This window comes from Kamptonema formosum PCC 10802, assembly GCF_000332335.1.
Classification (GTDB): Bacteria; Cyanobacteriota; Cyanobacteriia; order Cyanobacteriales; family Oscillatoriaceae; genus Oscillatoria.
In genome coordinates, this window is record NZ_KB235948.1 from 1123484 (window position 1) to 1149238 (window position 25755).

Here is a 25755-nt window from a genome sequence, read left to right on the forward strand (position 1 = left end):
GCACTTACGCCCACGACAACCTGTCGGGATCTCCCACCCCAGAAAAAGGTGCCGTGCCGGTGTGCCAATAGGAAAGCAGCTGCGCCTGAACATCCTGTGGAATAAAAGCCGATTTTATCAGCCTGATAACCTTCAGGCACTTCTCCGATAGCCGCTGCCACATCTCCTGTTTGCGCCGCTCATAATCCTCCCCAAAAACTTCCTGATAGTGCGCTGACACCGCCCCCACAAATTCCAAACTATCGGCGCATTCAAGCAACTCAACCCAGCCCAAAATCTCAGTTTCTATCTCCTCACAAACAGGCATCTCTTTTGTGAGTGCCGGTGCCTCAGCTACAGACGCGCACCGGCTTTCCCTTAGCGCCGCGACTTCCATAGAGCTATCACACACCCCTTCCCCTGCCGGTTCAGTGGTAACACTCCCAGAAGTGTCGTTAACTAACGACAAATTTACGACACTTTTTCCCCGAGTGTCAGCAGCCTCAAACTCAACCTCAGAGAGAGTTTGGCCGATTTTGTCGCCTCTGTCGTTAACGGCGGAGCCATCCGCATAATTTTCCTGTTCGGGGCGGGTTTCCAGCCTCAAGGAAAAATCAGCAGTTTTTTTGTCGTCAGTGTCAGCAAAATCCGGTAATCTCTCTCCGCTGTTAGGCTCCAGACTGCTGACAAATGTCGTTAAAGTATCGTTATCTGTCGTTAGTTTCTCCGCACTCTCCCCATTTTCACCGGCGTCAGGAGAATAACCCGCAGGCGACAGTCCTGATGGGTTTTTTGGTCCAACCGGCCAGTTCTTATTCGGGCTTGGGCCACCCGATGAGGGGGGTTTCGTGTTCCCCCCAGAGAATGCGAAATATTTCTTATCTCGAAATTCCCCATAGCCATTAGCCGCCAGATATTTACAGTGCGCCGATACCTCCGCGCTAGAGGCATTCCGTAAAGCCCGGATACCACTCTTCATCCGCCGCACCTCAACTGGCACACCTTTCTCCTTAGCGAAATCCTGAATCTTTAGCAAAATTCCTGACAGCTTCGATTGCGGAGCATTTTGAGCGTAGATCAGTCGCAATTGACCCATAAAATAATCCACAAGCCGGATGGCACCCAGCATCGTCTCCCCGCTCACCGCCGGTGCCGGTTTAACGCCGGCTAGCACCGCGTTCACCAGATGCAGCCAGAGAGCGAACCGCCCCAAATAGCTCTCAAATTTCGGGTAAGCGGTTTTTAGCCCCTCATGATCTTCTTGGAGCTGCATGTCAACTAGCTGATGCTGCTTGGTCTGAAACAGCACTTTGGCATCGTAGCTCAACAGATAGTCCGCCGGTTCAATCTTGTCCAGCCCTATGTACAGCCGGCGCAGAGTATCATACAGTTCGATATTCTTCTTTTGCTCAGGCAGCAGATGGTGGTAGCTCGCTGGCGCATCAGCAGCGCAAAACAGCCAGCGAGCCCACTCACCGGTAATATCGTCGTGTTCCCCCATCAGCCTCTGTAGCTTTCCCCATTGCGTTGAGCCGGTGCGGCTGATACAGGAACGCTCCAGATATACTGACTCCTTAATCCGGTCTTTGATTAATGGTCCGCCATTGAATTCTGACAGTTCAAGCTCGCTATCATCCCCTATCCCGTTGCGGTACTTGTTGCGGGCGGTGAAATATCCCGCAGCTTCATCCCTATAAATAAGAAAGCCCCGTGGGTTTTCCTCATGAATGTGAGCTACTGCCTCAATCGTTGAGTCTGAGATGATATAGCGCTTGCACGGGGGGGGAGGGGTAGGCGGTTCCCCGGCATTTTTCTCATTTATGCTAGCCTTATTCCAGTTCGCCATATCTCGCTCATATTGCCGCGAAAGCTCTTTCCAGCGGTGAAGTTCCTCGGATTCCAGTTTGAGCAGGGGTTCAAGGATGACCTTTTGTGCCGGCGTCTTCTTGTGGCCTGATGGAGCGACAATTATGGTGCGGAAAATGGCGGGTTGGGTGTAATTTGCGGAGGCGTTTATCACGATGCGAGCGCCCCCCATTCGCGAACTGGCTGCCGCCAGCAATGTTGTCAGCAAGTATTCCGGCGCTGTTGGCATGGAGTCGGCGGTTTCGACTATCAGGGAAATGAGCCAACCCCTATCTCCATTTATCACTTGGGCCCAATTCAGGCGTTCCTTTTTCGCCTCAAACAAGCCGGGCAGTTTTTCGGAGATTTCCAGCATCTCGGCAGCAACTTCCGCCTCTGCCTCTACTTCGTTAACGATTCGCCACAAATCCTGAGGGCGATTGCCGTATTCCTTGGCTATCGCCTGAATTATTGCCTGATACATTTACGCGACATTATTCCAGGCATTCCCGGACAATGCGACGATAGCACTATCACCAATAAAGGTGACAGAGGCGGTATCCCGCAAAGCTTTCAGGAAGATCCCGAAAGCACCATTCCAGTCCCGTGGCAAAGTAAGCCCGCAACTGGGACAGTGGAAAACTTTGGAGCCACCTAAGCGAGCATGCACATGGCCACAGCGTGTGCAAGTCTTGCTGGTGAATTCTTCGGTGACATCCACAACGATGGTTCCTGTCAGTTCAGCCTGATGCTTTAAAACGCTTTTGAACCTGTAGTGCGCCCATGTCAGCATCGCTCTCGCCGTTTTAGACTTAATTTTCCTCTTTGCCTTGGCAACCATGTTGGAAGTCTCGAAGGTAGGCAGAAAAATCAAACGGTAATTGCGAGTCAGGTAGTGCGCGATCTGCTTGTGGGTTTCATCTACCAAGTCCCGAATTTTTCCTCGCATCCTGTGAGCGGCGCGCCTCATGCTGCGCCGCCGCTTTTTGTTTGGCTCTTTGGAAATTCGGCTAGCCAGATTGTCTAAGTGCTGGCACAGTCGGGTGATGCGCCCAATATCCCCGCTGCCAAACTCTAAAAATTTGCGCCCGTCAAAACCTGTCAGGAAAGTTCTCACGCCGGGATCTAGCGCAATTATCCCATCCGCTTTCGTGGGGCTGTCTCGCACAGGCTCGGGGAAAACGGCGAACCACCGCCCTTTAGAGAAAATCAACTGCGTTCCCTGAGCGCAGGAGGTGGGAGTGGGTTCCGCCGCTACAAATGAAAGTCCTTTGGTCAGCCTCGGATACCAAGTTCCCTGAGAGAAATTGCCGTTATTGAACTTAATAGCCTGAGAAATGTCTCGGCAGCTTCTAAACTTAGCGTCTCGACTCGCGTCGAAAGCTAGGTGCGCGTCAAAAACCGCGTTCTGTCGGATGTGGCAGGGCGTTTCGCTCACCCACTGGGGCAAATCACCCTGCATAATTTCGTTTCGCAGTTTTAGCTTGTTAAGGCGCTTGCCACTTCGCTGCAAAGCGATGGACTGGTTGTAACAGTACCGGCAGGCGGCGAGCCACTTCCTCCATGTCTTATTGAGTTCCGGGCTGGGGTAGATCCGGATCTTTCTTGACCTGAGCTTTGTACTTTCGGAGTCTGTAGAGCCTGGATCTGTAGCTTGCTTCCGCGAAGCGGTAACAGTAAAGGATGGCGAGGATGTCTTCAAGCATTTCTCGCTCTGGGCTAAAACCTCTGTCATTGAGAACCACGAGTTCGCACCCGTTTTGCTCACAGAACCATCGAAACAGGTCAAAACCGTTGGCGATAGCCTGCCGTCAGGCATACCTTGCCAGTCGGTCTTTGTGGGCAACGACAACCATCCGGACATCTCCTGACAGGATTCGCTCCAATAGGGCAAGCAATTTTTTCCGCTTAAAATTAAGCTCACCTCTGCTCTCGGCGATGATTTCGGCTTGCGGGTAGAGAGAGCACAGAGATGCGAAAAGCCTGTTGAGGTCTGGCTGTTGGGGTCTTCCGCTAACTCTGGCTTAGATAACGGTTTTCCCGTCCCGTCCGGGCTTTGATGTATAGGATTCGATGTTGTCCCGGCGCTGTCCTGAAGGGGTTTTGATAGCTTCGATCCGCCCCTCGTTTTCCCACCGGCAGAGAGTTCGCTCGTGGACTCCGAGAACTTTCGCCGCTTCCTTTGGTTTGGCATATTTTACCAACGCAGCTTCCTCAATTTTGCTAGGTCTGCATTATATCGCGTTTTATGGCTTTCTGTCAATAATTCAGAATTAAATCTTGCTGTCGATCCGCCGCACCGGCACGCTGCCGGCGGCTCTCTGTGGCCCTACCCTGTAGCTGGCAGTGCCAGAAGCTCAACCGCGCCATCTTGAGCCAAATCCCTGACAGGTGGGATTAAAGATCGTTTTGAGCGTATATCAGTCGCAGTTGGGCGATGTAATAATCCACAAACCGGATGGCACCAAGCATCGTCTCCCCGCTCACCGCCGGTGCCGGTGTGACATTAGCCAGTGCCGCGTTCACCAGATGCAGCCAGAGAGCGAACCGGGCCAAATAACCCTCAAATTTCGGGTAGGCGATTTTTAGCCCCTCATTATCTTCCAGCAGATGCATGTCAACTAGCTGGTGCTGCTTGGTCTGAAACAGCACTTTGGCCCCGTCCGAGAGGAAATAGTCCGCCGGCTCAATCTTCTCCAGCCCTCTGTACAGCCGGCGCAGAGAGTCAGACAGTCCAGTATCCTTGCCTCTCTCACCCAGCTGTTTGAGATAGCTGGGGGGCACATCAGCAACGCAGAACAGCCATCGCGCCCACTCACCTGTAAGGTGATTGCCTTTGGCCATCATCTTCTTCAGCGCCGGCCATTGTATTGAGCCGGTGCGGCTGATGCATGCCTTGCTCACATAGAGTGATTCTTTGATCGTGTCTTTCATTAATGGCCCGCCATCGAATTCTGACCGCAACAGTTCGCTCTCCTCCCCGAACCCATTGCGGTGCTTCTTTCGCTCGCTTAAATCTGCTGAATCTTGCTTATCGCAGACAAGGAAGCCCCGTGGGTTTTTCTCATGGATGCGGACTGTGGCCACAATCGTTGCGTCTGAGACGACGTAGCGCTGGGGATCGGGTGGGGGGGTGGGATATTCGCCGGCATTTTGCCCCTTCTTGGCAGCGCGGTTCCAGTGCGCCATGTCTCGCTTGTATTGCCGCATTTGCTCTTGCCAGCGCGAATGGTCCTCGTGTTCGAGCTGTTCGAGGGGGTGAATAATCACCTTTTGTGCCGGCGTTGTACAGCCTGGTGGAAGGACGAGCATAGTGCGGAAGATGGCCGGTTGAGTGTAATTTGCGGACGCTTTTATCACTATGCGAGCTGCACCCATCCGCGAACTGGCCGCCGGCAGCAGGGTTGTCAGCAATAATTCCGACCCTTTTGACGTGGTGTAGTCGGTTGCCAGTATCTGGGCAGCGCTCAAACTTTCATCTCCATTTAACATCTTCTTCAACTCCTTTCCTCAGGGGCGGGGCTTTTCTCCTTTGCTGAAACCCATAATAGCTATCTCGGTGGGCCTCGCAGCTCCTGCGGCAGGCCACACGCCTTCCTTCAAGGTTCCGCTTCAGGTGAGTGCACGCTTTTCTTCGAGGCTTTTGGGCTACGCTGAACTTACGAACCTTTTTGGGCTGAAGCCCAACTACGAACCTTTTTGGGCTACGCTGAACTTACGAACTTTTGGGCTACGCTGAACTTACGAACCTTTTTGGGCTGAAGCCCAACTACGAACCTTTTTGGGCTACGCTGAACTTACGAACGGGCCAGCACCCCATCTGGCCCGGTTCAATTCTTAATTCATTGCGATCGTCGCCCCATTGCACAACGCTCTCCAGTACAATCCCATTATCTATAACCCCTCACTTGGCCCCAGAATCCCGGCTCATGACCCCTTACAGTGCATCTACACCGCCGGAACCCACCGGCAGCAAAGCCACCAACCAGCGCACCTCCCCCATCAACGACTGCAGTCTGGTCAAGGGCAAAAAGCTCTCCCCCATGTACGAACACTACGTCAAAACTAAAGAGCAGTACCCCCACGCTTTGCTGCTGTACCGAGTCGGAGATTTCTTTGAAACCTTCTTCCAAGATGCTGTCACTGTTTCCAAAGAACTAGAGCTCGTCCTCACCAGCAAGCACGCCGGCGAAGAAGTGGGGCGAGTGGCCATGACCGGCGTCCCGCACCACGCCCTGGAGCGATACGCCGCTATGCTGGTAGAAAAGGGGTATGCCGTTGTCATCTGCGACCAAGTTGAGGACGCTTCGGAATCTCAAGGTCAAATGGTGCGGCGCGAAGTCACCCGCGTCATCACGCCGGGAACGGTCCTCGAAGAAGGCATGCTCAACGCCCGCCGCAATAACTTCCTCGCCGCCGCCGTCACCGCCGGCACCCACTGGGGTTTGGCTTATGCCGACATCTCCACCGGCGAATTCTTCACCACCTCTGGTGACAACCTCGAACACCTCACCCAGGAATTAATGCGCCTGCAACCGTCGGAAGTCCTCATCCCCACCGACGCCCCCGATATCGGCAGCTTGCTGCGCCCCGGCGAAACCTCGCAACACCTTCCCAGCTGTCTGCCGGCACAATTTTGCTACTCCCTGCGCCCGCAAAAAGCCTTCACTCAAGTCGAAGCCCGCCAAAGACTGCTGCAGCGGTTTAAAGTGCGCTCCCTGGAAGGCATGGGCTGCGAGCACCGGCCCTTGGCTATCCGCGCCGCCGGCGGCTTGCTAGAATATCTGGAAAAAACCTTTGAGCAGCAAATCGGCGATTTATCGAAATCCCCCAATCCGGAACACGCGGCAAAATCCAAAATCCCCCTGCAGCCGGTGCGCACCTACACGATCACCGACTTCCTGATTGTAGACCCGCAAACCCGCCGCAACCTGGAAATCACCCAAACTGTCCGCGACGGCACTTTTTATGGCTCCCTGCTGTGGGCGATTGACAAAACCAGCACCGCAATGGGCGGGCGGGCGCTGCGCCGGTGGCTGCTGCAACCCCTCCTGGATCTTAAAGGCATTCGCGCCCGACAGGACACGATTCAAGAATTAATAGAAAACACGGCGCTGCGGCAAGATATGCAGCAAATGCTGCGCCAAATTTATGATATCGAGCGGCTCGCCGGTCGCGCCGGTTCGGGGACGGCGAATGCTAAAGATTTAGTCAATTTGGCGGAGTCTCTGGTAAAATTGTCGGAACTGGCTTCTTTGGCAGCGCAGGGGAAATCGGCTTACATGAAGGCTTTACAAAATGTGCCGCCGGTGCTAGAGCAGCTGGGGCAGCATTTGCGGGAGAATTTGGTAGATTCGCCCCCGCTGCATCTCAAGGAAGGAAATCTGATTCGCCCGGGTGTGAATCCCCAGCTGGATGAGATGCGCCGGCAAGTGGAAGATGACCGGCAGTGGATCGCTCAGCTGGAAGTCACGGAACGTGAGCGCACCGGCATCCCGACGCTTAAGGTCGGGTTTAATAAGACTTTTGGCTATTATATCAGTATCAGCCGCTCTAAAACTGAGGGGGCACCGGCAAATTATATCCGCAAGCAGACGCTGACAAATGAGGAGCGCTACATTACGCCGGAGTTGAAAGAGCGGGAGGCGCGAATTCTGACGGCGCGGGATGATTTGAACCAGATGGAGTACGATATTTTTGCTGAGTTGCGAAGAGCGGTGGGAGAGCAAGCGGAACTGATTCGCAAGGTGTCGAAGGCGGTTGCTGCTGCTGATGTGCTGTGCGGTTTTGCAGAGGTGGCGGTGCATGAGGGGTACTGCCGGCCTAATATGGTGGAAAGTCGGGAGATTACGATTATTGATGGGCGTCATCCGGTGGTGGAGCAATCTCTGCCGGCGGGTTTCTTTGTGCCGAATTCGGCGCGGTTGGGGATGGATGTATCAAATCGCCAAGGCGCAGGGGGCGCAGGGGAGGAGGCGGGGGAAAGGCCGGATTTGATTATTTTAACAGGTCCGAATGCCAGTGGCAAGAGTTGCTATTTGCGTCAGGTGGGGCTGATTCAGCTGATGGCGCAGGTGGGGAGTTTTGTGCCGGCAACTTCGGCGGTGCTGGGGATTTGCGATCGCATTTTTACGCGGGTGGGTGCGGTGGATGATTTGGCGACGGGTCAGTCTACGTTTATGGTGGAAATGAATGAGACGGCGAATATTTTGAATCACGCAACGCCAAAGTCTCTGGTTTTGCTGGATGAGATTGGGCGCGGGACGGCAACGTTTGACGGGCTTTCGATTGCGTGGGCGGTGGCGGAATATTTGGCGGCGGAGATTCGGGCGCGAACGATTTTTGCCACTCACTATCACGAGTTGAATGAGCTGGCTTCGATTTTGCCGAATGTGGCAAATTATCAGGTGACGGTGCGGGAGTTGCCCGACCAAATTGTGTTTTTGCACCAAGTTCATCCGGGAGGTGCTGACCGGTCCTATGGAATTGAAGCGGGGCGTTTGGCGGGTTTGCCGGCAGTGGTGATTCAGCGGGCGCGAGAGGTGATGGGGCAGATTGAGAAGCACAGCAAAATTGCTCTGGGGCTGCGGAAAGGGGCGGGGAAAAAAGATGCCGGTAAGCGCAAGCCACCGGCAGAAGAACCGCCCGATATATTTGAACCAGAATGAATTAATTGCCGTTGCATATTCAGGGGGGTGAACCCCACCCCCCAAACCCTCTACCCCCCGTTGGCGCTCTACCCTGCGGGAAGCAGAGAAAGCGCGTCTATGGCGTCTTGGCGGTTCATTATAGCAGCAGTCATATGGGTTAGGACAATAGGAGCTTCGGGAGCGGGGGAGCAAGGGAGGCCAGAATGTACGTTCCCTAAATGCCTACTGCTATATAGACGTAGGGCAGGCGTCCCGCCTGCCCTGAAGGTCTAATGTCCTAATCTAAGTGGCTACTGCTGTATTAGAACAATTGGGATTCAATCCAAAATCCGGACATCCAAAATCCGGGCATCCAAAATGATTCTACTCTTTATAGCAGCAGTCATATTGGTTAGGACATCAGTGACCTAGGGAAAAAGGCGTAGGGCAGGCGTTCCCTCCGTGCCCTCTTGATATAATGTCCTAACCTAAGTGCATACTGCTATAAAAGTAGAGCGAACACCAAATTAGCTATGGAGGCTCAACCGGCAAGCGGGGCTTCGACGCGATGCAAAAACTCGCTTAACACCTGCAAGAATTGTCCTGTTTCTTCTAGGTGGGGCATGTGCGAGCTGTTTTCAAATAGCACCCACTCTGAGCCAGAAATTCCGGAGTGAACCGTTTCCACGCAGGCGGGTGTCACCTCATCGTAGCGCCCTGACAGCAGCAGCGCTGGCACTTGAATTTCGCACAGCCGGTCGGTGATATTCCAGTCAATTATTTTCCCTGCTCCGCGAAAATCCTGACCGGCTTTCTCGTAAGCTCGCTGCAAACACTCAGGCCAGGGGTCAAGCCGGCAAAGATAATTGTGATTGAAGACTTGCATGGCCAGTTTGTATTCCGAATCTTGAGTGGTGCCACTGGTTTCATGCTGTTGGATGGTTTCTCGCACTTCCGCAGGAAGCTCGTCCATCAGGCGGTACGCCTCAGTAACGAATTGCCTGATGCTGGCTGGAGTGTTCGCGAGAATCAGGGCGCACACCCCAGAAGCTTTGGAAAGGACGTGTTCTAGCGCCAGACAGCCGCCCCAGGACTGGCCGAAAAGGTGGGTGCGGTCGAGACCTAAGGCAGTGCGGACAAAGGCGAGTTCGTCTTTGAAATATTCAATGGAATAGATGGAAAGGTCAGTGGCTTTTTCGGAATTGCCACACCCCAGCTGGTCATAGAAAATAACGGGTCGTCCGCCAGAAGCTAAGGACTCTATCTCGTCTGGCTTGGCTAGCGCCTCCAGAGGTTCCAAGTAATCGTGGGGAATGCCAGGACCTCCGTGAAGGCACAGCAGCGGCAGTTTCCCCGGCTGTTGCCGGTCGGGTTCTACTACACAGTACCACAGTCGGTGGCCGCGAAACTCAAGGAAGCCTTCTTTAGTCAAGATTTTACTCCTAGAACACGAATAGGTGAATTATTTATGGCCAGATTACAACGACTTCAAAAACTTTGAGGCATTGGAGAGTTGCCAATCCCTCAGCATTCTTGCTTCGTTTTGACTGATACAGGGAGGCAGAGCCTCAAAACAAGCATTTCTGGACAGAATCGGGCACCGAGAAAATTGCTATTTTTATATGGTATCAGAAGAAAACCGGCATCCAGCGCAAGCGACAGAGAAACAGCTGAGCCGCTGGGGACATGGCCTTATCCGTGGCTGCCAGGGGGCCGGCTTGTTTGGAGCCGGTGGGGTGTGAGCGGACTCGTGTTGCGGTGGAAAAGCCCACTATCCGTGTCTTAGATAAAATAGCATCCCATTTTCCCCGGCTCCAGAGACGCCAGCCCCCTAGTCTTTAACATTCACCGGCAGGTAGACGGTGAAGGTAGAGCCAGCACCAAACTCGCTATCGACAACAATTTCGCCGCCCATGATCTGGCAAAAGCTGCGGCTGATGGCTAGCCCCATGCCGGTGCCGCCATACCGGCGCGTTGAGGAGGAGTCCGCTTGGGTGAAGGGCTCGAAGATGTCCCGCATTTGCTCTCTAGTCATGCCAATGCCGGTGTCGTGGATGCGGAAGCAGATCCAGGACTCGACCAAGGAGGCGGGATAGCATTTCGGACCGGCTCCAGAACTGAGGGCGCGGAAATCAGGGGTGTCGGTGCGGCTGACATCGAGGGTGATGGAGCCACATTCGGTAAACTTGTTGGCGTTGCCGAGCAAGTTTAGCAGCACTTGCCGCACTTTAACGTAATCCGCGTGCATGGTGCCGAGTTTTTTGGAGCAAGCTACCGTCAAAGTGTTGCTGTTTGGTTCGAGCAGCGGTCGGATCGTTTTGACCACATCACTCACTATCCCCTGCACCGAGAAAGATTGCAGTTCCAGTTGCATTAAGCCGGATTCAATCTTGGCAAAGTCTAGGATTTCGCTGAGAATTGCCAGCAGCTGCTTGCCGGCAAGGTGGATGGCTTGCAGGTCTTTGATAAATTCTGAATTGGCTAAACCCTGGTCTTGGACGTCGTCTTGGAGCAGTTCGCTGTAGCCGATAATGGCAGTCAAGGGCGTGCGCAACTCGTGGCTCATATTCGCCAGAAAGGAACTCCTGGCTTTGTTGGCGGCTTCAGCTGCTGCCTTAGCCCTGTACAGTTCAGTCTCCACCTCCACGCGCTCGGTGATGTCGCGGGCAAAAATGCAATTGTACTCCTTGCCTCTGATTTGCAAGTAATTAATGGTGATTTCTACGGGCACTATATGGCCATCCTTGGCGCGGTGGCGGGATTCCAGCCTCAGAGAGCCGAGTTGCTTGATTTCGTCCCAGTAATCCGCCCAGACATCGGGTGGCAAATCGGGGTTGATGTCACAGAGGTCGAGTGCGAGCAATTCGGTGCGGGAATAGCCCAGGGAGAGGCAGGCAGCATCGTTGACGTAGAAGAGCTGCGCCCGGGGCGTCACCCAGAAGACGGCATCTGCAGCCCGATCTATAGACAGCTGCACCACGTCGCACACCTGCTGTATGTGCTGGCGCTCCTGTCTCTCAGCCTCCAGCGCTTTGGCTGCCAGCTGTAACTCACCGGCGCGCGCCTCGAGCTGAGTTTGCAATTCTTGATTGGTCTGTTTGAGCGCGATTTCAGCTGTTTTGCGCTCCGTGATGTCCTCGAAATGCAGGATCAGACCGCCGGGAACACCGGCTTGTGTCTCCCACGAACGAATCTCCCACTTCACCCACAAGGATGCGCCGCCGCTTTGAGTGATATAATCTTCCTCACATCTGTCCTGTGCTCCCTCTAAACACTTCTGGCAGATTTGCCGCCACTGATCTAGAGGGCAAGCGCCGAGGGATTCTTGATTTTGCCCCACCTTCGGGCTGTCAGGCGGCAAAAATCCGTGAAACAGGGGAAAAACTTCGTAGAGAGAGCGACCGGCTATGTCAGAGTCCCCCAAACCGCAAGCCTCCCGCCACTGGCGACTGGCTAGCAAGTAGCGCATCTGGCAATCGACCATCGCTACAGCGGCTGGGGTGTGTTCCACAAACACAGAGAGCAGCTCTGGACTGTCTGGGGCTATCATCTCAGATAGAGTTTAGAGTTTAGAGTTTAGATTTTAGATTGGGTGTTTATATCAACTCCGATAGTGTGACCGTAACATAAGTTCGCAGTCAGCGACGCACGGGTTTATTATCCTTCAGGCAATCGGGGCGGAAATCCTGCGCAGCCACGCCAGAGATTGCCGCACTGAACAGTTCGAGAGCCTTGGGGCCGGTCGCACGCTCGCGCTCAGGGGCAATGCCGGCGCTCGTTGCCTTCAGATGTGCGACAAAGCTGAGCGAGTGCGGGGGGAGAGGGAGAGGGGGAGAGACTTACCTGTATGAATGCAGCTTAGTATGATAGTGCCAAAGCCGTTGTGGGGAGCTGGAATTTCCAGGGAGCCGGTGGCGCGTGTCAGGAGCTGCCGGCACGACCGGCGGCTGTTGCTGGATCGCTGTCCGCTGCTCTCCCACCGACTCGGGAAATCACCCAAATCTCCGCCTGAAGCTTTCTGATAATTTGATAGGAAATCCCCCTCCCGCGCCGAGAGTGCCACCCCCGGGCTCGTTCGTGAAAACCGGCAAGAAGGAAGACGCAAGAAAAGTGCTCCCCTGATAAAGGGAGAAGGAAAAAGGCAGAAAAGCTGTGGGGGCGGGACATGGGGTCTGTGCGCCCGACGCCCGCGCCCCCTCTCGCCTTGCTTCCTGGGGCGGTGAGTGGCTGCTCACCTCAAGCCGGTGTCGGAGCCGCCGGCACTTGACCGGGGGGGACGGTTGCGATACAATCCGTTTCGGGCTAAGTTTGGCCCGCCGGCAGCGCTCCCGATACGTTTACATTCCTTAACACTCGGATGGTAAATGTTAAGCTTCATTACAAAATACGAAGCTGGGGAGAAGGTGTGGTAAATTTTACGAGTGTTGGAAAATGGCTAAGAGTTAAGGAAGGAGAACACTTTGGCTTCGCATCTTCAATATCCCAGCTGTTCACTTCATGAAGATATCAGCGAGTACGTGGCTGAGCTTCAGCTTCACATGACTTTACACGCTCGCAAGTTGGTTCCTACGCTCACGCAGGCGGAGGACAGCCGAAAGCAGCTGTTGCAGCAGACTCAGGCTCACGCTGAAAAGCTGGTCTCGCGACAGGCTCTCTAGATGGCTTCCGCTAAAATAGTTCTGAAAAGAACCCCAACCCCGCCCCGCAATGGTGCGGGGTTTTGAGTTTTATCCTTGTTGCGGGGTGCCGGTGGGGGATGCCGAGTGGGTAGAGTCTCCCGCCCCTATTGTGGGTGTTGCACCGGCTGGCGGTCAGTAGCGGACAGATGCCGGTAGAAGAGGAAGGATAAACACTTACCAGGCCAGCTATTTGGTGGGACAGCTGGCGGGATATCCCGCACACAGGACGTGCAGTCGGTGGCACCGAAGTTTATGCCGACAAATCGACCCCTACCAGTTAACGGTGAGACATCTTAGAATGTCCGCGCGATTAAAGCGGCTTTGCAGTAATCTTCACCACTCCGATTTGTCCCGTGGGTTTACAATCCCCTTCCTTGGCCAGCAAGGGGGATGCTTGTTTGAGTTAGGACATCCAACACGTTAACTCCAGGATGGGTATAACTCAAATAATTTCAATCCCTAAAGTTCACAAGCTAAATTCATAAAGTTCATAAAATTCACATGTTTGATGGAAGGGCAAAAATTGAGTAGACATCTGCCAGAAAAGCTGCTAGATTTTTATAAAGTGGGTTTTCGCAAAGGACTAAAATTATGCGTCAAAGTTTTGCACGCCTTAGCTTGCTTGTTCTATCAGGAGCGCTGGCCGTTGTAGCTGTTGCACCTTCCCAAGCTGCAGGAACTGCCCAAATGAACAGCGCTCAGCCACAGCAGCAGGGACAGGAGCCGTTGCGGCAGCCGGTGCTTCTGAGCCTGAGCAAGGGTAGCAGCAGCTGTAGCAGCAGCAGCACCCCCAGCAGCAGCAGCATCTTATAAAAATGCCAAAACTGGTTTAACGATTAGATGGGACTTTATCATCAATTTCAACGAACTGCCCCGCGATCCAACCTTCGGCTCCTGATTGGGGGAAGTAAACCTTATACCAAAGGTATCCACCCTGATCGTAGGCTTTATCTATAACTTGAATACGATCGCCGGGATAGGCAACGTGGCTGCTACGATACTCTATTCCGGGACCTGAGCGAATGTTCTTTTCTCCTGGTTCTCCCACGATGATTGCATTGGTTAGCGTGCTATTTGGACTATCTTTAGCTGTTTGTTCTGGTGGTTGAGGTGTATCAACAGCTTCTGAAACACCAAGAAGGGGTGAATCGTAAGTAAAATTACGTAAATTTAGTGCGGTGACGGTGGCAACTGATGCTATGCCAAGTACGAGGGCAGTTTTCCTGGTTTTAGGTAAATCCTTCAGCCATCGGCTTGTCGTATTTGGCTGGCTAATTACCTTCTTCCTAGTGGGCGGCACTACCGGCAACCCAGCAGCTTTGACCAACCCACTGTCTGCTAGGCGTTGCAAAATCGCTTGCGTACTTTGAGGACGCCCCAGGGAATTGACATCCATCATTTCATCAATCAAATCTGCCAGTATATCTGGAATCGATGTCACTTTGTCTCGCCAAATTAGCTGCCCGTAAATATCTTGAGGAAGCTCAGTGGGACTGACACCAGTCAGGAGATGCACAAAGGTGCGGCCCAGTGCGTAGAAATCCGACAGCGGTACAGATTGGCCCCGTTCCTGTTCGGGTGGGGTGTATCCCTTGGTAATCAACTTTGTCACCTCCCGCCCCTCGACAATTTTGGCTAAAAACGTATTTGTCACTGGTCTGACACCACCAAAGTCAATCAGCGCCAGTTGTCCATTGGGTTGCAGGATGATGTTTTCCGGCTTAATATCCCGATGGAAATAATGCTGCAGGTGCAGGTGATCCAAAATTTCCACCAGTTGCTTTAACCAGTCAGCTACTTGCTCTGCTGCGATCTCTTGATTCTCCTGACTTTCCAGCCAGTCTAGCAAGTTATGGCCCTCAATTTTTGCCATCACCAGACAGTGCAGCGGTTTGCGGCTATCTTTAGTCGGAAAGGTAAAGTATCCATCTGCCTCTACTTTGGGAATCCCTGGATGCTCCAGCCGCTTCAAGACCTGGGCTTCCCGCTGAAAAAGGGAAACTGCCTTGGCAGAGGTTTGGTGCAGCACTTTCAAAACTTTCCGCGTGCCGCTATCATCGATTTCATAAGTTCTACCAAATCCTCCAGTGCCAATTGGTTTAATGGCCCGATAGCGATTGTTGATTAATAAGTCTGACCCGCATTGGCGACAAATGTTTTGACCCGCATTCAGCGGGTCATCTGGCTTGGGGCAATCAGGATTGATGCAGAAACTCATAAAAACAGCTCTTATTGCTTTTCCTGACAGTAGCCTACAGTGAAGCTAGCAGGGGGTGAAGATTATCTGCGGCATAGCCGACCTCTAGCAATGAATTCCCTTGCAGCTTTGACAGTAAACGTTCCATACGATCTAGGATATTATTTTTGGTGCGGAATTTACCGAGCATTTCGGATTTGATTGACGTGATAATGAGCCGGAACTGAATTTGCCCAACCTCGCTAAGAGCGGGTGCCGTGACCAGAGCATGGCTTCGGAAAAGCCGGCTGCTATCAATCTCCTCAGTTTCCAGTAAGTCCAGAATTTCTTTTATTACCTCTTCCGTAAAGTTGACCGTGACATACTTCATCACCACAGGCTGCAGTGTAAACAGCGAGTCAGAGTCTTCTGTGCTTTTTTCCATCAGTAAGCGCCGTTCCAGAGATTCCAGAGCCTCCATCACTTTTGCCTTTGAACCTTGCCACTTCAAGTATTCTAGCAAGGCTGAGAAGGAAACCGGAGTCCGGACAATGGCCAGCCAGTACATAATGTCCTCTTCTAAACTGGACAAGCGACTGAACTGGGAATCGAGCAACTCACAAATATCGCTCACAAGAACTGTGTTCAGGTTGATAAATTTAGAGACTTCCCCCTGAAATAATATTTGAATTCTTTTAGAGATAACCTTTAAGGAAGCTGGATTACCGCGATAGAGTTCAATGAGCCTACCCCAGTTGTCTGGGTCAGATAGCCCTTGCTCCTCCAGGATTTTGCGGGCATCTGCCTCCTGCAACCCCTCCACTGGCAATGAGCGAACCTGAAGGGTGTTTTGTGCCAGCAATGACACGGTTCTAGGTTGCTCGCGCCCCACAAGCAACAAGCAGCTGTGATGCGGCTGCACCGCCACTTGTCTGATTAGCTCTTCATAGTCCTTATATTGCTCTCGATACTTCCCAGCCAGGTCATCACTGCGCAGAAGCGCCTCCACATCATCCAGTATCACCAGGCACCGGCGCTGGCGGAGAGCGTGAATCAGGCAGGAGACACTACCCTCTGCTTCTTGCCGGTTGGACATTGATTTTACCAGGTCTGCTAGAAATTCTGGAAGCAGTGGGCCTCCCGCTAGCGAGCGCCAGATGACCAACTCAAACTTATCCTGAATCTGTTGGGCCAGTCTTGCAGCCAGAGCCGTTTTACCAATCCCCCCCAGCCCCCAGATGGCCACCAGTCGGCAACCGTCCTTAACAATCGATTGCTCTAGAGTGGCCAGTTCGCCGGTGCGGCCATAGAAAACAGAGACATCAGGCGCTCCATCCCAATCGTGGCGCGGGATTGCGTTGCAGTCCAGAACCTTAGACGTATCCGGAGGCTGTGGGACTGGTTCAGGGCGCTGCTGCTGGGCTCGCCGCTCCAGTGCAGGCACCAGCACTATCTGAAACGTCTTTTTGGTCACCTGCTCTCCTATGACCTCTGACAGTAGCTTCCATAACGTGGGCGCGACCACCTTCTCTATATAGCCAATGGTGTAACCCGGAACCTCCATCTTATCGTATGTCTGACCCTCCCAGGCTCTCTGGATAATCTGCTTTTGGAGAGGACTCAAGCCTTCTCCTCTATGGCCAGCAACCCATTCATCCAATCTGCTTAACACTTCTTCAATATCCACCGCTCAGCCCCCTGTCTGAATTTGCTCCCTATTCTATCACGGTTTTGATGAAACTTATGAATTAACTGAATGAACCCGTCGCTCAGATACTGGTTAAAAGCTATGAATTTTAGGTATTTTCATTCTTAAATCAGGCGCTCATAATGGAGTCATAGCGTAGGAGGTAACGAGATAAAACGCGCTGGCCCGACTCCTCTGGTAACGAAAATATCAGATAAAGATTCTGCGGTTTTCAAGGGGATTATTGCCTTCGTACCGTCGAAGCTTCGCGGTGGGAGCCTTCCATTCGAGGAAGTGCCTAGCTCTGAAGCCAAGCCAAACAAGAGGTTCGCAGTCTCCAGATTTTCTGCCTAAGCGAAGCCACTCCTATCGTTCAGCATCAAGCGCCAACGACTGTACAGTCCTGCATCATGCCTGGGACTCAGTTAGCTATGCGTGAAATGCTTGCCAACCACATTATTTTCTGAAACACATGGAAGCTAAACGTTTAACTTCTGCGCTCACAGTCATTTTCCCTTCTAGCGAGGAAATCAAATGAATTACAAACTCTTTATGGCTGGTATTTGCGCTGCTTTGAGTGCGTCTCTCACATTTGCTTTAAAAGCAGAGGCAGCTTGTTTCGGTTCTACGTGCAACAATAAAGATCCAGTAAAGGAAGGCTGTACTGACGGGCAAGTAGTTACCCCGACGGAACCCTTTGGCTACTACTATTACGGCCCCTGGTGGAATCGTCAACGGCGACAAATTAGTGTCTATCTCGTGTATTCAAAGAAATGTAACGCTAACTGGACTAAGGCAGATGTGCCTTCTGGAACACTTCTTTATGTGGAAGAATCACCCCCCCCACAAAACCGGTTCGGACGCTATACAACTCAAACGATTGGATGGAGCTATGGAAATATGTCTAATGGATACGTCACCAACATGGGATGTGCTGAGGTTCCAGGTTCAGGGAGGTATTGCACAAATTTTAGGTAGTCAGGTGGAAACCTACCACAACCTATAAATTGGGATTAATTACTTTCTGTCTCGGAAGCCTGCGGAGACAGGCTTCCATCGCCCTGATTTGTTTTCTCTCTTTAGAAGGAAGAGAAAGCCTGTCAGTTTAGTTTGGCTGCAATTCTTTAAATACCTTCCATTCGAGGAAGTAACTAGCCCTGAAGCAAAGCCAAACAAGAGGTTCGCAGAGTTCAGTTCTTCTGCCTAAGCGAACCCACTCCTATAGTTCAGCATCAATCAAGCGCCAACGATTGTACAGTCCTGCATCATGCCTGGGACTCAGTTCGTTGTGAGCGAAATTCACGCAAATAACCTTATTTTCTGAACAGCCATGAACACGAAACGTTTAACTTCAGCGATCGCAGCTGCTTCACTTCTTACTCTTGGCGGATTGGGAGTAAGCTTACAGAAAGCTGGGATTAAGCCAATGCCAGCTGTTGCTCAGACTGCTTCTTGTGACGCGAGTATTCGTACAGAATATTTCTCCCGACGAGTCGGGTCAAGTAATGGAATTAACCTTCGGTCTGACCGGCGACTTGATGCCCGTACTTCCCAGAATGTTGCTTACAATCAAATGGTTGAGTTTGATGGTTGGGCCTACGGTCAAAGCGTCAATGACCTATGGACGGGAAAGCCTGATGCGCTCTGGTATAAGCTGAAAAATCAAAACCTTTGGGTTCCCAGCGCTTACATGATAGGGTATCCGCCCAGTAATCCTCCCATACAGCCTAATTGTAGTAATGGTAGCAGTAATGGGAGCGGGCAAATTAACCTTCCGTTCAGAAGCGGTCAAACCTGGTATGTCTGTCAAGGTTATCAGGGGCCAATTAGCCACTCAAATACTTATTCCTTCGACCTTACAGTGGCGCGAGAGGATATTGGGTCAACTGGCTGCTGGGCAGCCAACGGTAATGTTAACAAATCGGCAGGTCAGCCAGTTTTTGCACCAGCGGCTGGAACAGTCTCATACGTCAATTCTGACATGGTTTGTTTAACACTTGATTCTGGTCGCAGCCTTCTGATTGGTCACATGAATCGCACAGTTGGTAACGGGGCCCGTGTAAATCAAGACACTCAGCTGGGTACAGTGTCTGGAGCAAATCAAGCAACCAATGGTGGATATGCTCACATCCATATTGAGGCTCGTAACGGTGCTGGATGTCCTCTTCCTGTACCGCAGCGATCAGTTCCTTTTACTGCTGCACAAAAATTTCAGTTCAATGGAGTCGGGGATCTGCCAGATTTACCAGGCCGGCCAGATTATCAAGGAAGAGCCTTAACCAGGCGGTAGCTCTTAGAAACTCTAGCAATTCTTTAATTGCTCTCAGACAGCGGCTAGTTTCGAGTTTCGATTTGCACCTCTATATCGCAGTCCCATCTTTTTCAAATTCAACTGCGATCTATATCAATCACCTCATGCTGCTCTTGCTGTCTTTCTGATCTAGTCTGGGCGACCGCGCTTCCTTCGTGCAGCGCGGTCGCTTCTCCTCACCCACAAACGCCGCCACAATCCCGGAGTCAAACATGATTACCCAAAACAATCTATTTCCGAAGCGATTCGGCAACCTAGCTCTTGGGGTGGCGCTGTCCATTCCAATGGTTGCCTTGAGTCCCCAGAAGACTTTAGCCATACCCCTGCAACCCATACTGGATCAAATGGGGCGGCGTGCGATAGAGGGCTTTTTCGGTATTGGATATGGCACCCAACTATTACCACCCAATCAACAATTTCCCTACACCCAAGAGATAGCTGGATCTTCAGGCTCCGAGCCTGCCGCCTATCCCCCACCGGCTTATCCGTCACCTGACGCAACCGGCGTCTATTCCCCACAACCAACCTACCCACAACCGGCTTATTCACAACCGGCATATCCACCCCCAACCTACCCACAGCCCGCCTACTCACAACCGGCATATCCACCTCAAACCTATCCACAACCGGCTTATTCACAACCGGCATATCCACCCCCAACCTACCCACAACCGGTTTATTCACAACCGGCATATCCACCCCAAACCTACCCACAACCCGCCTACTCACAACCGGCATATCCCCCCCCAGCATATCCGGGATATTCACAACCCGCCTACCCACCCCCAACCTATCCCCCCTATCAACCACCGGCATATCCCCCACCGGCATATCCCCCCGCCTATCCCATGCCCTATCCCGTTTACCCACCGGCACGCTCAAGCCCACCCGTAATCATCAACAACTTTTAAAACTGTCAACTCAAAAGAATTATCGCCCTTCCTATCGGTGAGGTGCAGTCGCTTCTTTGCACTCTCCAATCTCGCACATCGCTCGCCCACCTTGAGGCGAAGCAAAATGAACTCTCCCCTCTTCCCTCTTCGCGCTCCTTCACGCCGGCAGTGCTACAGCCCACTCACCTATTATTATCCACGATTGTTCCAGCAACAGAGCTCGACTCCCCGAAAAAAAAGCTCCACTTTTCCAGCAAGAGCGCTCGACTCCCCGAGAAAAAAGCTCCACTTTTCCAACAAGAGAACTCCACCCCACACCTCCTACTCCCCTCTGGACAGGCGAGACGCCTGTCCTACGCCTTTTGGCAGACCGGCGCTCATCTTGGCGCAGAGGTTTCTCCCCGCTGTTTATGGAATTCAGGACTTACGCACCGACCTTAATTGTGTGGTGGGTTACGCGCTTCGCTAACCCACCCTACAGATACAGGCTTTGCGTAAGTCCTGGAATTGCGGGACGCCTGTCCTGCGCCTTTTGGCAAAATTCCCACCGGCTACTTGACAAAATTCCCATCCTGTGCTATTAACACCGGCTCTCTCAGCAAGACAGCCCCACCCCCTCACCCACAGACATCAAACTCTCACACATCGACCTCTCCTCTCTAGGCGCTCCTTCACGGAGGCGGTTCAAAAATCTGAGATATTCAATGAGTGCGGCTGAATTGCAATCCCCGCTCGGGATTCACGCAAACGAACTGCCCACCACTGATAGCACTATCAGACTCCCAGACACAGGTTGTATTCTACCCGAGTGAAACCCCCGATAACCCCCATCCCCGCCCCTACTGTAGCAATTGTTACCTTAGCAACCCTTGCCGGCAATCTCTGCGGGGGAATTAGTCCCGCCCAGGCGGAAACACCACCGGCACAGAGCGAGTTTGGATTTTCGATTGTGGATTTTGAATTGTCCAAGCAAACGGTAACATCTTTTCCGCCTCAGGAAACCAGACTGTCTCTCTCAACGGCAGAGCAAACAGCACCCGTTCCGGGAAGCACTTCCACCGACGCCGGGGATCTCGCACCCCCCCCAGAGATGCCGGTGGCGGATAGCAGTGAAAAGCAATTGCCAGAAGTGCCGCAAGAAGAACTCACCCCCCCGGAAGCTCAGCTCACTGTCACAGACATCCAAATCCGCTTTGTCAACAAACAGGGCTCGCCGGCAGATGAAAATGGCCGGCCCATTGAGGGGCGCACCAGCAAACGTTTCATCCTCGGCGAGTTAAAACTCCAGCCCGGTGCGGCGTTCAGCGAGGAGTTACTCGAACAGGACTTGCGCCGGCTCAGGCGATTGAGGCTCTTTGAGCGCGCCAGCGTTTCTGCGCGGCGAGAAGGAGCCGGTGTTACCCTCATCTATGACTTGCAAGAGGCTCGCGCCCGCTCTCTCACCCCGGGTGCCGGCAATAGCGGCGACGTGGGACTTTACGGCTCCCTAACCTATGACGACCAGAATATCGGCGGTCTGAACCAGCAGGTGTTTGCAAGAGTGCAGATTAGCGGCAAAGACGTGCAGTACAGAGCCGGCTACACAGATCCTTACCGTGCCGGCGAGCCAGATCGCTTGGGCTACAGTGTGGGGCTGTTTCGCCAGCGGGATTTTTCCCGCACCTTCACCGACGAAATCGAGCTTGCCAACGGCGACAGCGTGCGGGAGGGGCGGTTTGGCGGCGGCGCGGCGCTGCTGCGCTCTTTCGATGGCTGGGATGGCTCCCTCGGCTTGAACTACACCCGCATCAGCATGCGCGATTCCGACTGGGATGTGGTGAGAAAGGATGCCCAGGGCAATCCCCTCTCCATCAGCGGAGACGGTATCGACGACTTGGTTACCGTCTCTCTGGGGGTGACGCGCGATTTGCGCAACCGGCGCTCTAACCCGACAGACGGCTCAGTTCTCACTCTCAGCGCCGAACAGTCGGTTCCTGTCGGGCTCGGCAACATCTTCGCGCACCGGCTGCGGGCGAACTACACCCAGTATGTGCCGGTGGGGCAAAGGGGTGCCGGTGAGCCTTCCGGCTCGACCGCACTAGCAGAAGTGCTGGCGTTTAACCTGCAAGCCGGTACGGTGCTCGGCGATTTGCCACCCTCCGAGGCGTTCAATCTCGGCGGGTTGAATTCCGTGCGCGGATACGGTGCCGGTAAAGTTGGCAGCGGGCGCAGTTACGTCCTCGGCTCTGTGGAGTACCGCTTTCCCATCGCAGCGCCGGTGGGCGGAGTGCTCTTTGCTGACTTCGCCTCAGATTTGGGCTCTGGCGATACTGTCCTCGGCACGCCTGCTGCTGTGCGCGACAAACCAGGCACCGGCTTCGGTTACGGCATCGGGTTGCGGGTGCTCTCGCCTCTCGGTCTAATTCGCGGTGACTTGGGCATCAGTGACGGGGGGGAGATTCGCTTTGAACTCACCACCGGTCAGCGGTTTTAGTCCCTCACAAGCCGCGCTCCCTCAAAAATTGGCCCGGGAGACCGGTCTTTGGGCTAATCGCAGCTGCTGCACTGCCCCTACCGACAGGATCGGTCTGATCCAAGCCACCAATTGCCCCCACGCCTGGGACTCCGCTACAGAGCGGGCGTGCTTGAACTGGTGCGTGTAGAACTCTGTCCAGAAGGGCGGCGCTAGGTGCGAGAGCCAGCGCTTGCGCCACCGCTTCAGCCAGCGGGCCACATCTTCCCATTCCGGCAGTCTGACTCCCAAAATCGGGGGAAAGTCGGCATAGCTGACAAATCTGCTCACTGTCTTGGCGTGGACATAGACTATGTGCTGCTTGCAGTCGATGCGGCGAATATCCTCAATCCTGATCTTGAACATCAGCGCCACCGTCTCTTCGGTGACAAATCGCGCTAGGGGGTGCAGCACCGGCGACTTGTGGTTGATTTTTGATTCTCGGATGGCGGGCGAGTTGGGTGAGGGCTGTGTCATGGTTTCTCCTTGGGACAGTTCCTTGCTGGTAGTTTTTTTGGGATCGCCCTTCAGTCTTCTGGCTGGGGGGCGCTTTTTTTATCCTTACTACCACTCTAGCGCCTGTGTCGCGTCTTGTCAAGCCTTTTTTAAAATTTTATAAAAACTTTACAAAAGACTTGTGTTCAAGTGCTAAGATGGAACAGAAGTTGTTAATGGGCCAAAGCGGTTGTGACGAGAGCCAGTACAGCAATTGGGGTAAGTCCCCTAATCAAGGAAATGGTTCAGAAGAAAGCGTTAGAGACGCGACTGACGCTCAAAGAGGTGATTTACATGGGCATGCTCGCCATCGACGAACTGGACGATCAGCGCCGCGAACAACTGGCCGATCGGGTTCACCAGATGCAGGTCAACGGTGAAATATAGGGTATGGGGCATTGGGGATTGGGCATGGGGCATTGGGCATGAGGCATTGGGCATGGGGCATTGGGCATGGGGCATTGCAAGCCCCGTGCTAGGTGGATATGGGACGCCAGAGCCAGTCAAATTTAGGGATATCCGGAAGAAAGGTTTTTACAAATCCCCGACTTCAGACCGGTTTTGTATATATGCTTTCTTCCGGAAATCAAAAAATTCTACCTGGCGGGCCGGCACAGCCAAGGGCCACCAGCTGAAAATTGGCCCAAACTTGGCCAAAAATTGGCCCCCCCACACGGGGAATATGGCCCATGCAGGCGCACAGGGGAGGCCAAGACCTCAAATTTAGGGATATCCGGAAGAAAGGTTTTTACAAATACCCGACTTTAGACAGGTTTTGTATATATGCTTTCTTCCGGAAATGAGGAATGTCACCTAGTCGGGACAGCGCAGTCTGGACTGGGCCCGGGGCCATGCCCGATGCCCGATGCCCGATGCCCGATGCCCTATGCCCTATGCGCCAATTGGATAACCCCCCACTGTCCGTTTGTCAGCCAGTCGGTGCCGGTGCGATTGAGTTCTTCTACCTGTGCGGGGTCTAACCCAGCAGCCACTTCCGATTTGAGGGTGCGCAAAGCAACCGCCGGTGCCGGCAAATAGCAGACAATATCTGCTAGGGGAATCGTAAAATCCCAGTGCCGGTCTCCCAGTAACCTCCGGTAATTGGCATCGCCTTTGACGACAGTCAAACCGGCACGCGCGAGTTCCTCACGCACCGGTGCCGGCATTTCCCAACCCGCCAAAGGCGATGTCCAAAACCAATCCTCAAAACAGACCAAACGCTTTTCTTCCCAGCCGGTTTGCAGGCGCTTCGCTAAAGCTACCACCTCCGGCTGTTCAAACCCTACTAAAAACCCCAGAGTATCGTGAAAATCCTTAAGCGTTGCGTCAGAAACAAACGTCGGGTGAGGCTTTAAGTGCAGGTTAACCTGAGTCGCCAGACCGCTTTCTAACATAAAATCCGCCAAACACAGATCGCAAACAAATTCAAAACCAGCATTATCTGCAATCAAGTTAATCCGCTTGTTTGTGCTAGAGGTTAGCAGGTTCACAACTTGAGGCGTATCGTCGGCTAGCAAATGTTCTTGCTGGCGTCGGATGTCAAAGCTACTGCGATTTCCCTCAAACGCCGACCAAAGACTCAAATCAACTCGATTGCCCCACAAAGCAAAATACAGCAGCGCCACTAACATTGTTCGAGTTTCTTCAAACTCCCCTCTAGATGGGGACTGCAGCCACTGGCTCAACTCCCCGCACAGAGCGACTATCGCAGTCGCTGACGTTTCTAGGCTAGCCTGCTTTTGAGCTTTAAACGGGTCTGCGCCTTGCCACTCACCCGGACGGAAGTAACCGGTAATTTCTAGAATTTTGCGATACAAATAAGTCTCGGTGGCAAACCAGGGAATATCGACCCAGCGCTGCCCTATATAGGGGCTGATATAGTTGCGCCAGTCAGCCACATCCGCTCCGCCGTCATCTTCTAGCGGCGGAACATATCCGTCAACTAAGTCGTTAGAGAGTCGCTCTAATTTGTTATTAATATTGGGGGGGAAGCTGTTTTCCGCAATAACTCGCCGCACGATTGCCGGCAGCCGGTGAGTTACTGTTAACTGAGTGAAAGAACCGGGTTCTGAACCTAGAAGTGGGGGCGGACAGGGTAATTTTAGCATTTTTGGTTGCATTGCTTGCAGGGTTTTGTTTTATTTAATCGCCAAGACGCCATAGACGCGCTTTCTCGGCTTCCCGCAGGGTAGGACGCCAAGAAATTTCCTCTTGGCGCTCCCTCTGGGGGCCAGAAACCCGGTTTCTTTGAGAAACTGGGTTTCTAGCCTTTCCAAAAAAAATCCCCCACCGGCAGGCAGGGGATGTTTTAAATTACTTACAAGCTAGATTGCCTGCATCAACCGAACTTACCGGCAGTGGAAGCAATCACGAAGGCAGCGTAGGTCAAGACATAACCCACGGTGAAGTGAGCCAGACCGACCAACCGGCCTTGGACGATGGACAGAGCCACCGGCTTGTCCTTCCAGCGAACCAAGTTGGCCAGAGGAGTGCGCTCGTGGGCCCACACCAGGGTTTCAATCAGTTCTTGCCAGTAACCGCGCCAGCTGATCAGGAACATGAAGCCGGTC

General features: G+C 53.1%; 19 protein-coding genes and 2 pseudogenes. 9 read left to right on the forward strand and 12 right to left on the reverse strand.

Features of this window, described 5'->3' with window-relative positions; all coding sequences use genetic code 11:
- Positions 1–4: 4 nt before the first annotated feature.
- The 4 genes and pseudogenes from OSC10802_RS43955 to OSC10802_RS0104845 form a co-directional block, all read right to left on the reverse strand.
- The gene (locus OSC10802_RS43955; RefSeq protein WP_017715655.1) at positions 5–2308 is read right to left on the reverse strand and encodes a DUF3987 domain-containing protein; all 2304 of its coding nucleotides are present in this window, start codon (positions 2306–2308) and stop codon (positions 5–7) included.
- Positions 2309–3424, reverse strand: coding sequence for an RNA-guided endonuclease InsQ/TnpB family protein (locus OSC10802_RS0104835; protein ID WP_232731805.1), 1116 nt, complete (start codon positions 3422–3424; stop codon positions 2309–2311).
- Positions 3393–4028 (reverse strand): annotated as a pseudogene (locus tag OSC10802_RS54035) (IS607 family transposase). The gene OSC10802_RS0104835 and the pseudogene OSC10802_RS54035 overlap by 32 nt, the downstream one beginning before the upstream one ends.
- A 193-nt stretch (positions 4029–4221) precedes the next feature.
- Positions 4222–5316, reverse strand: a complete 1095-nt coding sequence (locus tag OSC10802_RS0104845) for a DUF3987 domain-containing protein (RefSeq protein ID WP_017715657.1) — start codon at positions 5314–5316, stop codon at positions 4222–4224.
- 437 nt (positions 5317–5753) lie between these two features.
- On the opposite strand from OSC10802_RS0104845, the gene mutS reads away from it, so the two are divergent.
- A complete protein-coding gene (mutS, locus tag OSC10802_RS0104850; RefSeq protein WP_017715658.1) occupies positions 5754–8492 on the forward strand; it encodes a DNA mismatch repair protein MutS in 2739 nt (912 codons plus the stop codon).
- Between the two features lie 502 nt (positions 8493–8994).
- Here the strand turns inward: mutS and OSC10802_RS0104855 are convergent.
- The 3 genes from OSC10802_RS0104855 to OSC10802_RS38715 all read right to left on the reverse strand — a co-directional run bounded on the left by OSC10802_RS0104855 (position 8995) and on the right by OSC10802_RS38715 (position 12003).
- Positions 8995–9885 carry a proline iminopeptidase-family hydrolase gene (locus OSC10802_RS0104855; protein WP_017715659.1) on the reverse strand — a complete coding sequence of 297 codons (891 nt, stop codon included), beginning with the start codon at positions 9883–9885 and terminating at the stop codon, positions 8995–8997.
- 196 nt (positions 9886–10081) lie between these two features.
- On the reverse strand, positions 10082–10225 hold the full coding sequence (locus OSC10802_RS48860; RefSeq protein WP_017715660.1) for a hypothetical protein: 144 nt from the start codon (positions 10223–10225) through the stop codon (positions 10082–10084).
- Positions 10226–10284: 59 nt separating this feature from the next.
- Positions 10285–12003 (reverse strand): PAS domain-containing sensor histidine kinase, encoded by a 1719-nt coding sequence (locus OSC10802_RS38715; protein WP_017715661.1) that lies wholly within the window; start codon positions 12001–12003, stop codon positions 10285–10287.
- A gap of 333 nt (positions 12004–12336) precedes the next feature.
- Here OSC10802_RS38715 and OSC10802_RS55440 point away from each other — a divergent pair, with 333 nt between their 5' ends.
- From OSC10802_RS55440 to OSC10802_RS48870, 3 genes are all read left to right on the forward strand, one after another.
- Complete coding sequence (locus OSC10802_RS55440) at positions 12337–12465, forward strand: hypothetical protein (protein WP_255349119.1); 129 nt, start codon at positions 12337–12339, stop codon at positions 12463–12465.
- Positions 12466–12913: 448 nt separating this feature from the next.
- A complete protein-coding gene (locus tag OSC10802_RS0104875) occupies positions 12914–13111 on the forward strand; it encodes a hypothetical protein (protein ID WP_017715663.1) in 198 nt (65 codons plus the stop codon).
- A 612-nt stretch (positions 13112–13723) separates the two neighbouring features.
- Positions 13724–13945, forward strand: coding sequence for a hypothetical protein (locus tag OSC10802_RS48870; RefSeq protein WP_155967387.1), 222 nt, complete (start codon positions 13724–13726; stop codon positions 13943–13945).
- A 16-nt stretch (positions 13946–13961) separates the two neighbouring features.
- Here the strand turns inward: OSC10802_RS48870 and OSC10802_RS38720 are convergent, their stop codons facing one another.
- Together OSC10802_RS38720 and OSC10802_RS38725 are read right to left on the reverse strand one after the other, a co-directional pair.
- Entirely contained in the window at positions 13962–15350 is a 1389-nt protein-coding gene (locus OSC10802_RS38720; RefSeq protein ID WP_017715667.1) for a serine/threonine protein kinase, read from the reverse strand.
- Positions 15351–15384: 34 nt separating this feature from the next.
- Positions 15385–16995 carry a helix-turn-helix domain-containing protein gene (locus OSC10802_RS38725; protein ID WP_017715668.1) on the reverse strand — a complete coding sequence of 537 codons (1611 nt, stop codon included), beginning with the start codon at positions 16993–16995 and terminating at the stop codon, positions 15385–15387.
- Positions 16996–17529: 534 nt separating this feature from the next.
- Between OSC10802_RS38725 and OSC10802_RS48875 the strand changes: the two genes are divergently transcribed.
- From OSC10802_RS48875 to OSC10802_RS0104930, 4 genes are all read left to right on the forward strand, one after another.
- Positions 17530–17973, forward strand: coding sequence for a hypothetical protein (locus tag OSC10802_RS48875; RefSeq protein WP_155967389.1), 444 nt, complete (start codon positions 17530–17532; stop codon positions 17971–17973).
- 352 nt (positions 17974–18325) lie between these two features.
- Positions 18326–19285, forward strand: a complete 960-nt coding sequence (locus tag OSC10802_RS45825) for a M23 family metallopeptidase (protein WP_082218242.1) — start codon at positions 18326–18328, stop codon at positions 19283–19285.
- Positions 19286–19518: 233 nt separating this feature from the next.
- On the forward strand, positions 19519–20217 hold the full coding sequence (locus OSC10802_RS48880; RefSeq protein ID WP_155967390.1) for a hypothetical protein: 699 nt from the start codon (positions 19519–19521) through the stop codon (positions 20215–20217).
- 790 nt (positions 20218–21007) lie between these two features.
- Positions 21008–22672 (forward strand): BamA/TamA family outer membrane protein, encoded by a 1665-nt coding sequence (locus OSC10802_RS0104930; protein WP_017715673.1) that lies wholly within the window; start codon positions 21008–21010, stop codon positions 22670–22672.
- Between the two features lie 21 nt (positions 22673–22693).
- Here the strand turns inward: OSC10802_RS0104930 and OSC10802_RS0104935 are convergent, their stop codons facing one another.
- Positions 22694–23167: a hypothetical protein gene (locus tag OSC10802_RS0104935; RefSeq protein ID WP_044169961.1), complete on the reverse strand. Its 474-nt coding sequence runs from the start codon at positions 23165–23167 to the stop codon at positions 22694–22696.
- 210 nt (positions 23168–23377) lie between these two features.
- On the opposite strand from OSC10802_RS0104935, the gene OSC10802_RS0104940 reads away from it, so the two are divergent.
- Positions 23378–23572, forward strand: a complete 195-nt coding sequence (locus OSC10802_RS0104940; protein ID WP_026098177.1) for a hypothetical protein — start codon at positions 23378–23380, stop codon at positions 23570–23572.
- Between the two features lie 497 nt (positions 23573–24069).
- On the opposite strand, the gene OSC10802_RS0104950 is transcribed toward OSC10802_RS0104940, so the two are convergent.
- A complete protein-coding gene (locus OSC10802_RS0104950) occupies positions 24070–25305 on the reverse strand; it encodes a damage-control phosphatase ARMT1 family protein (RefSeq protein ID WP_017715679.1) in 1236 nt (411 codons plus the stop codon).
- A 218-nt stretch (positions 25306–25523) separates the two neighbouring features.
- Positions 25524–25755: pseudogene (psaB, locus tag OSC10802_RS0104955) on the reverse strand (photosystem I core protein PsaB); the annotation flags it as partial.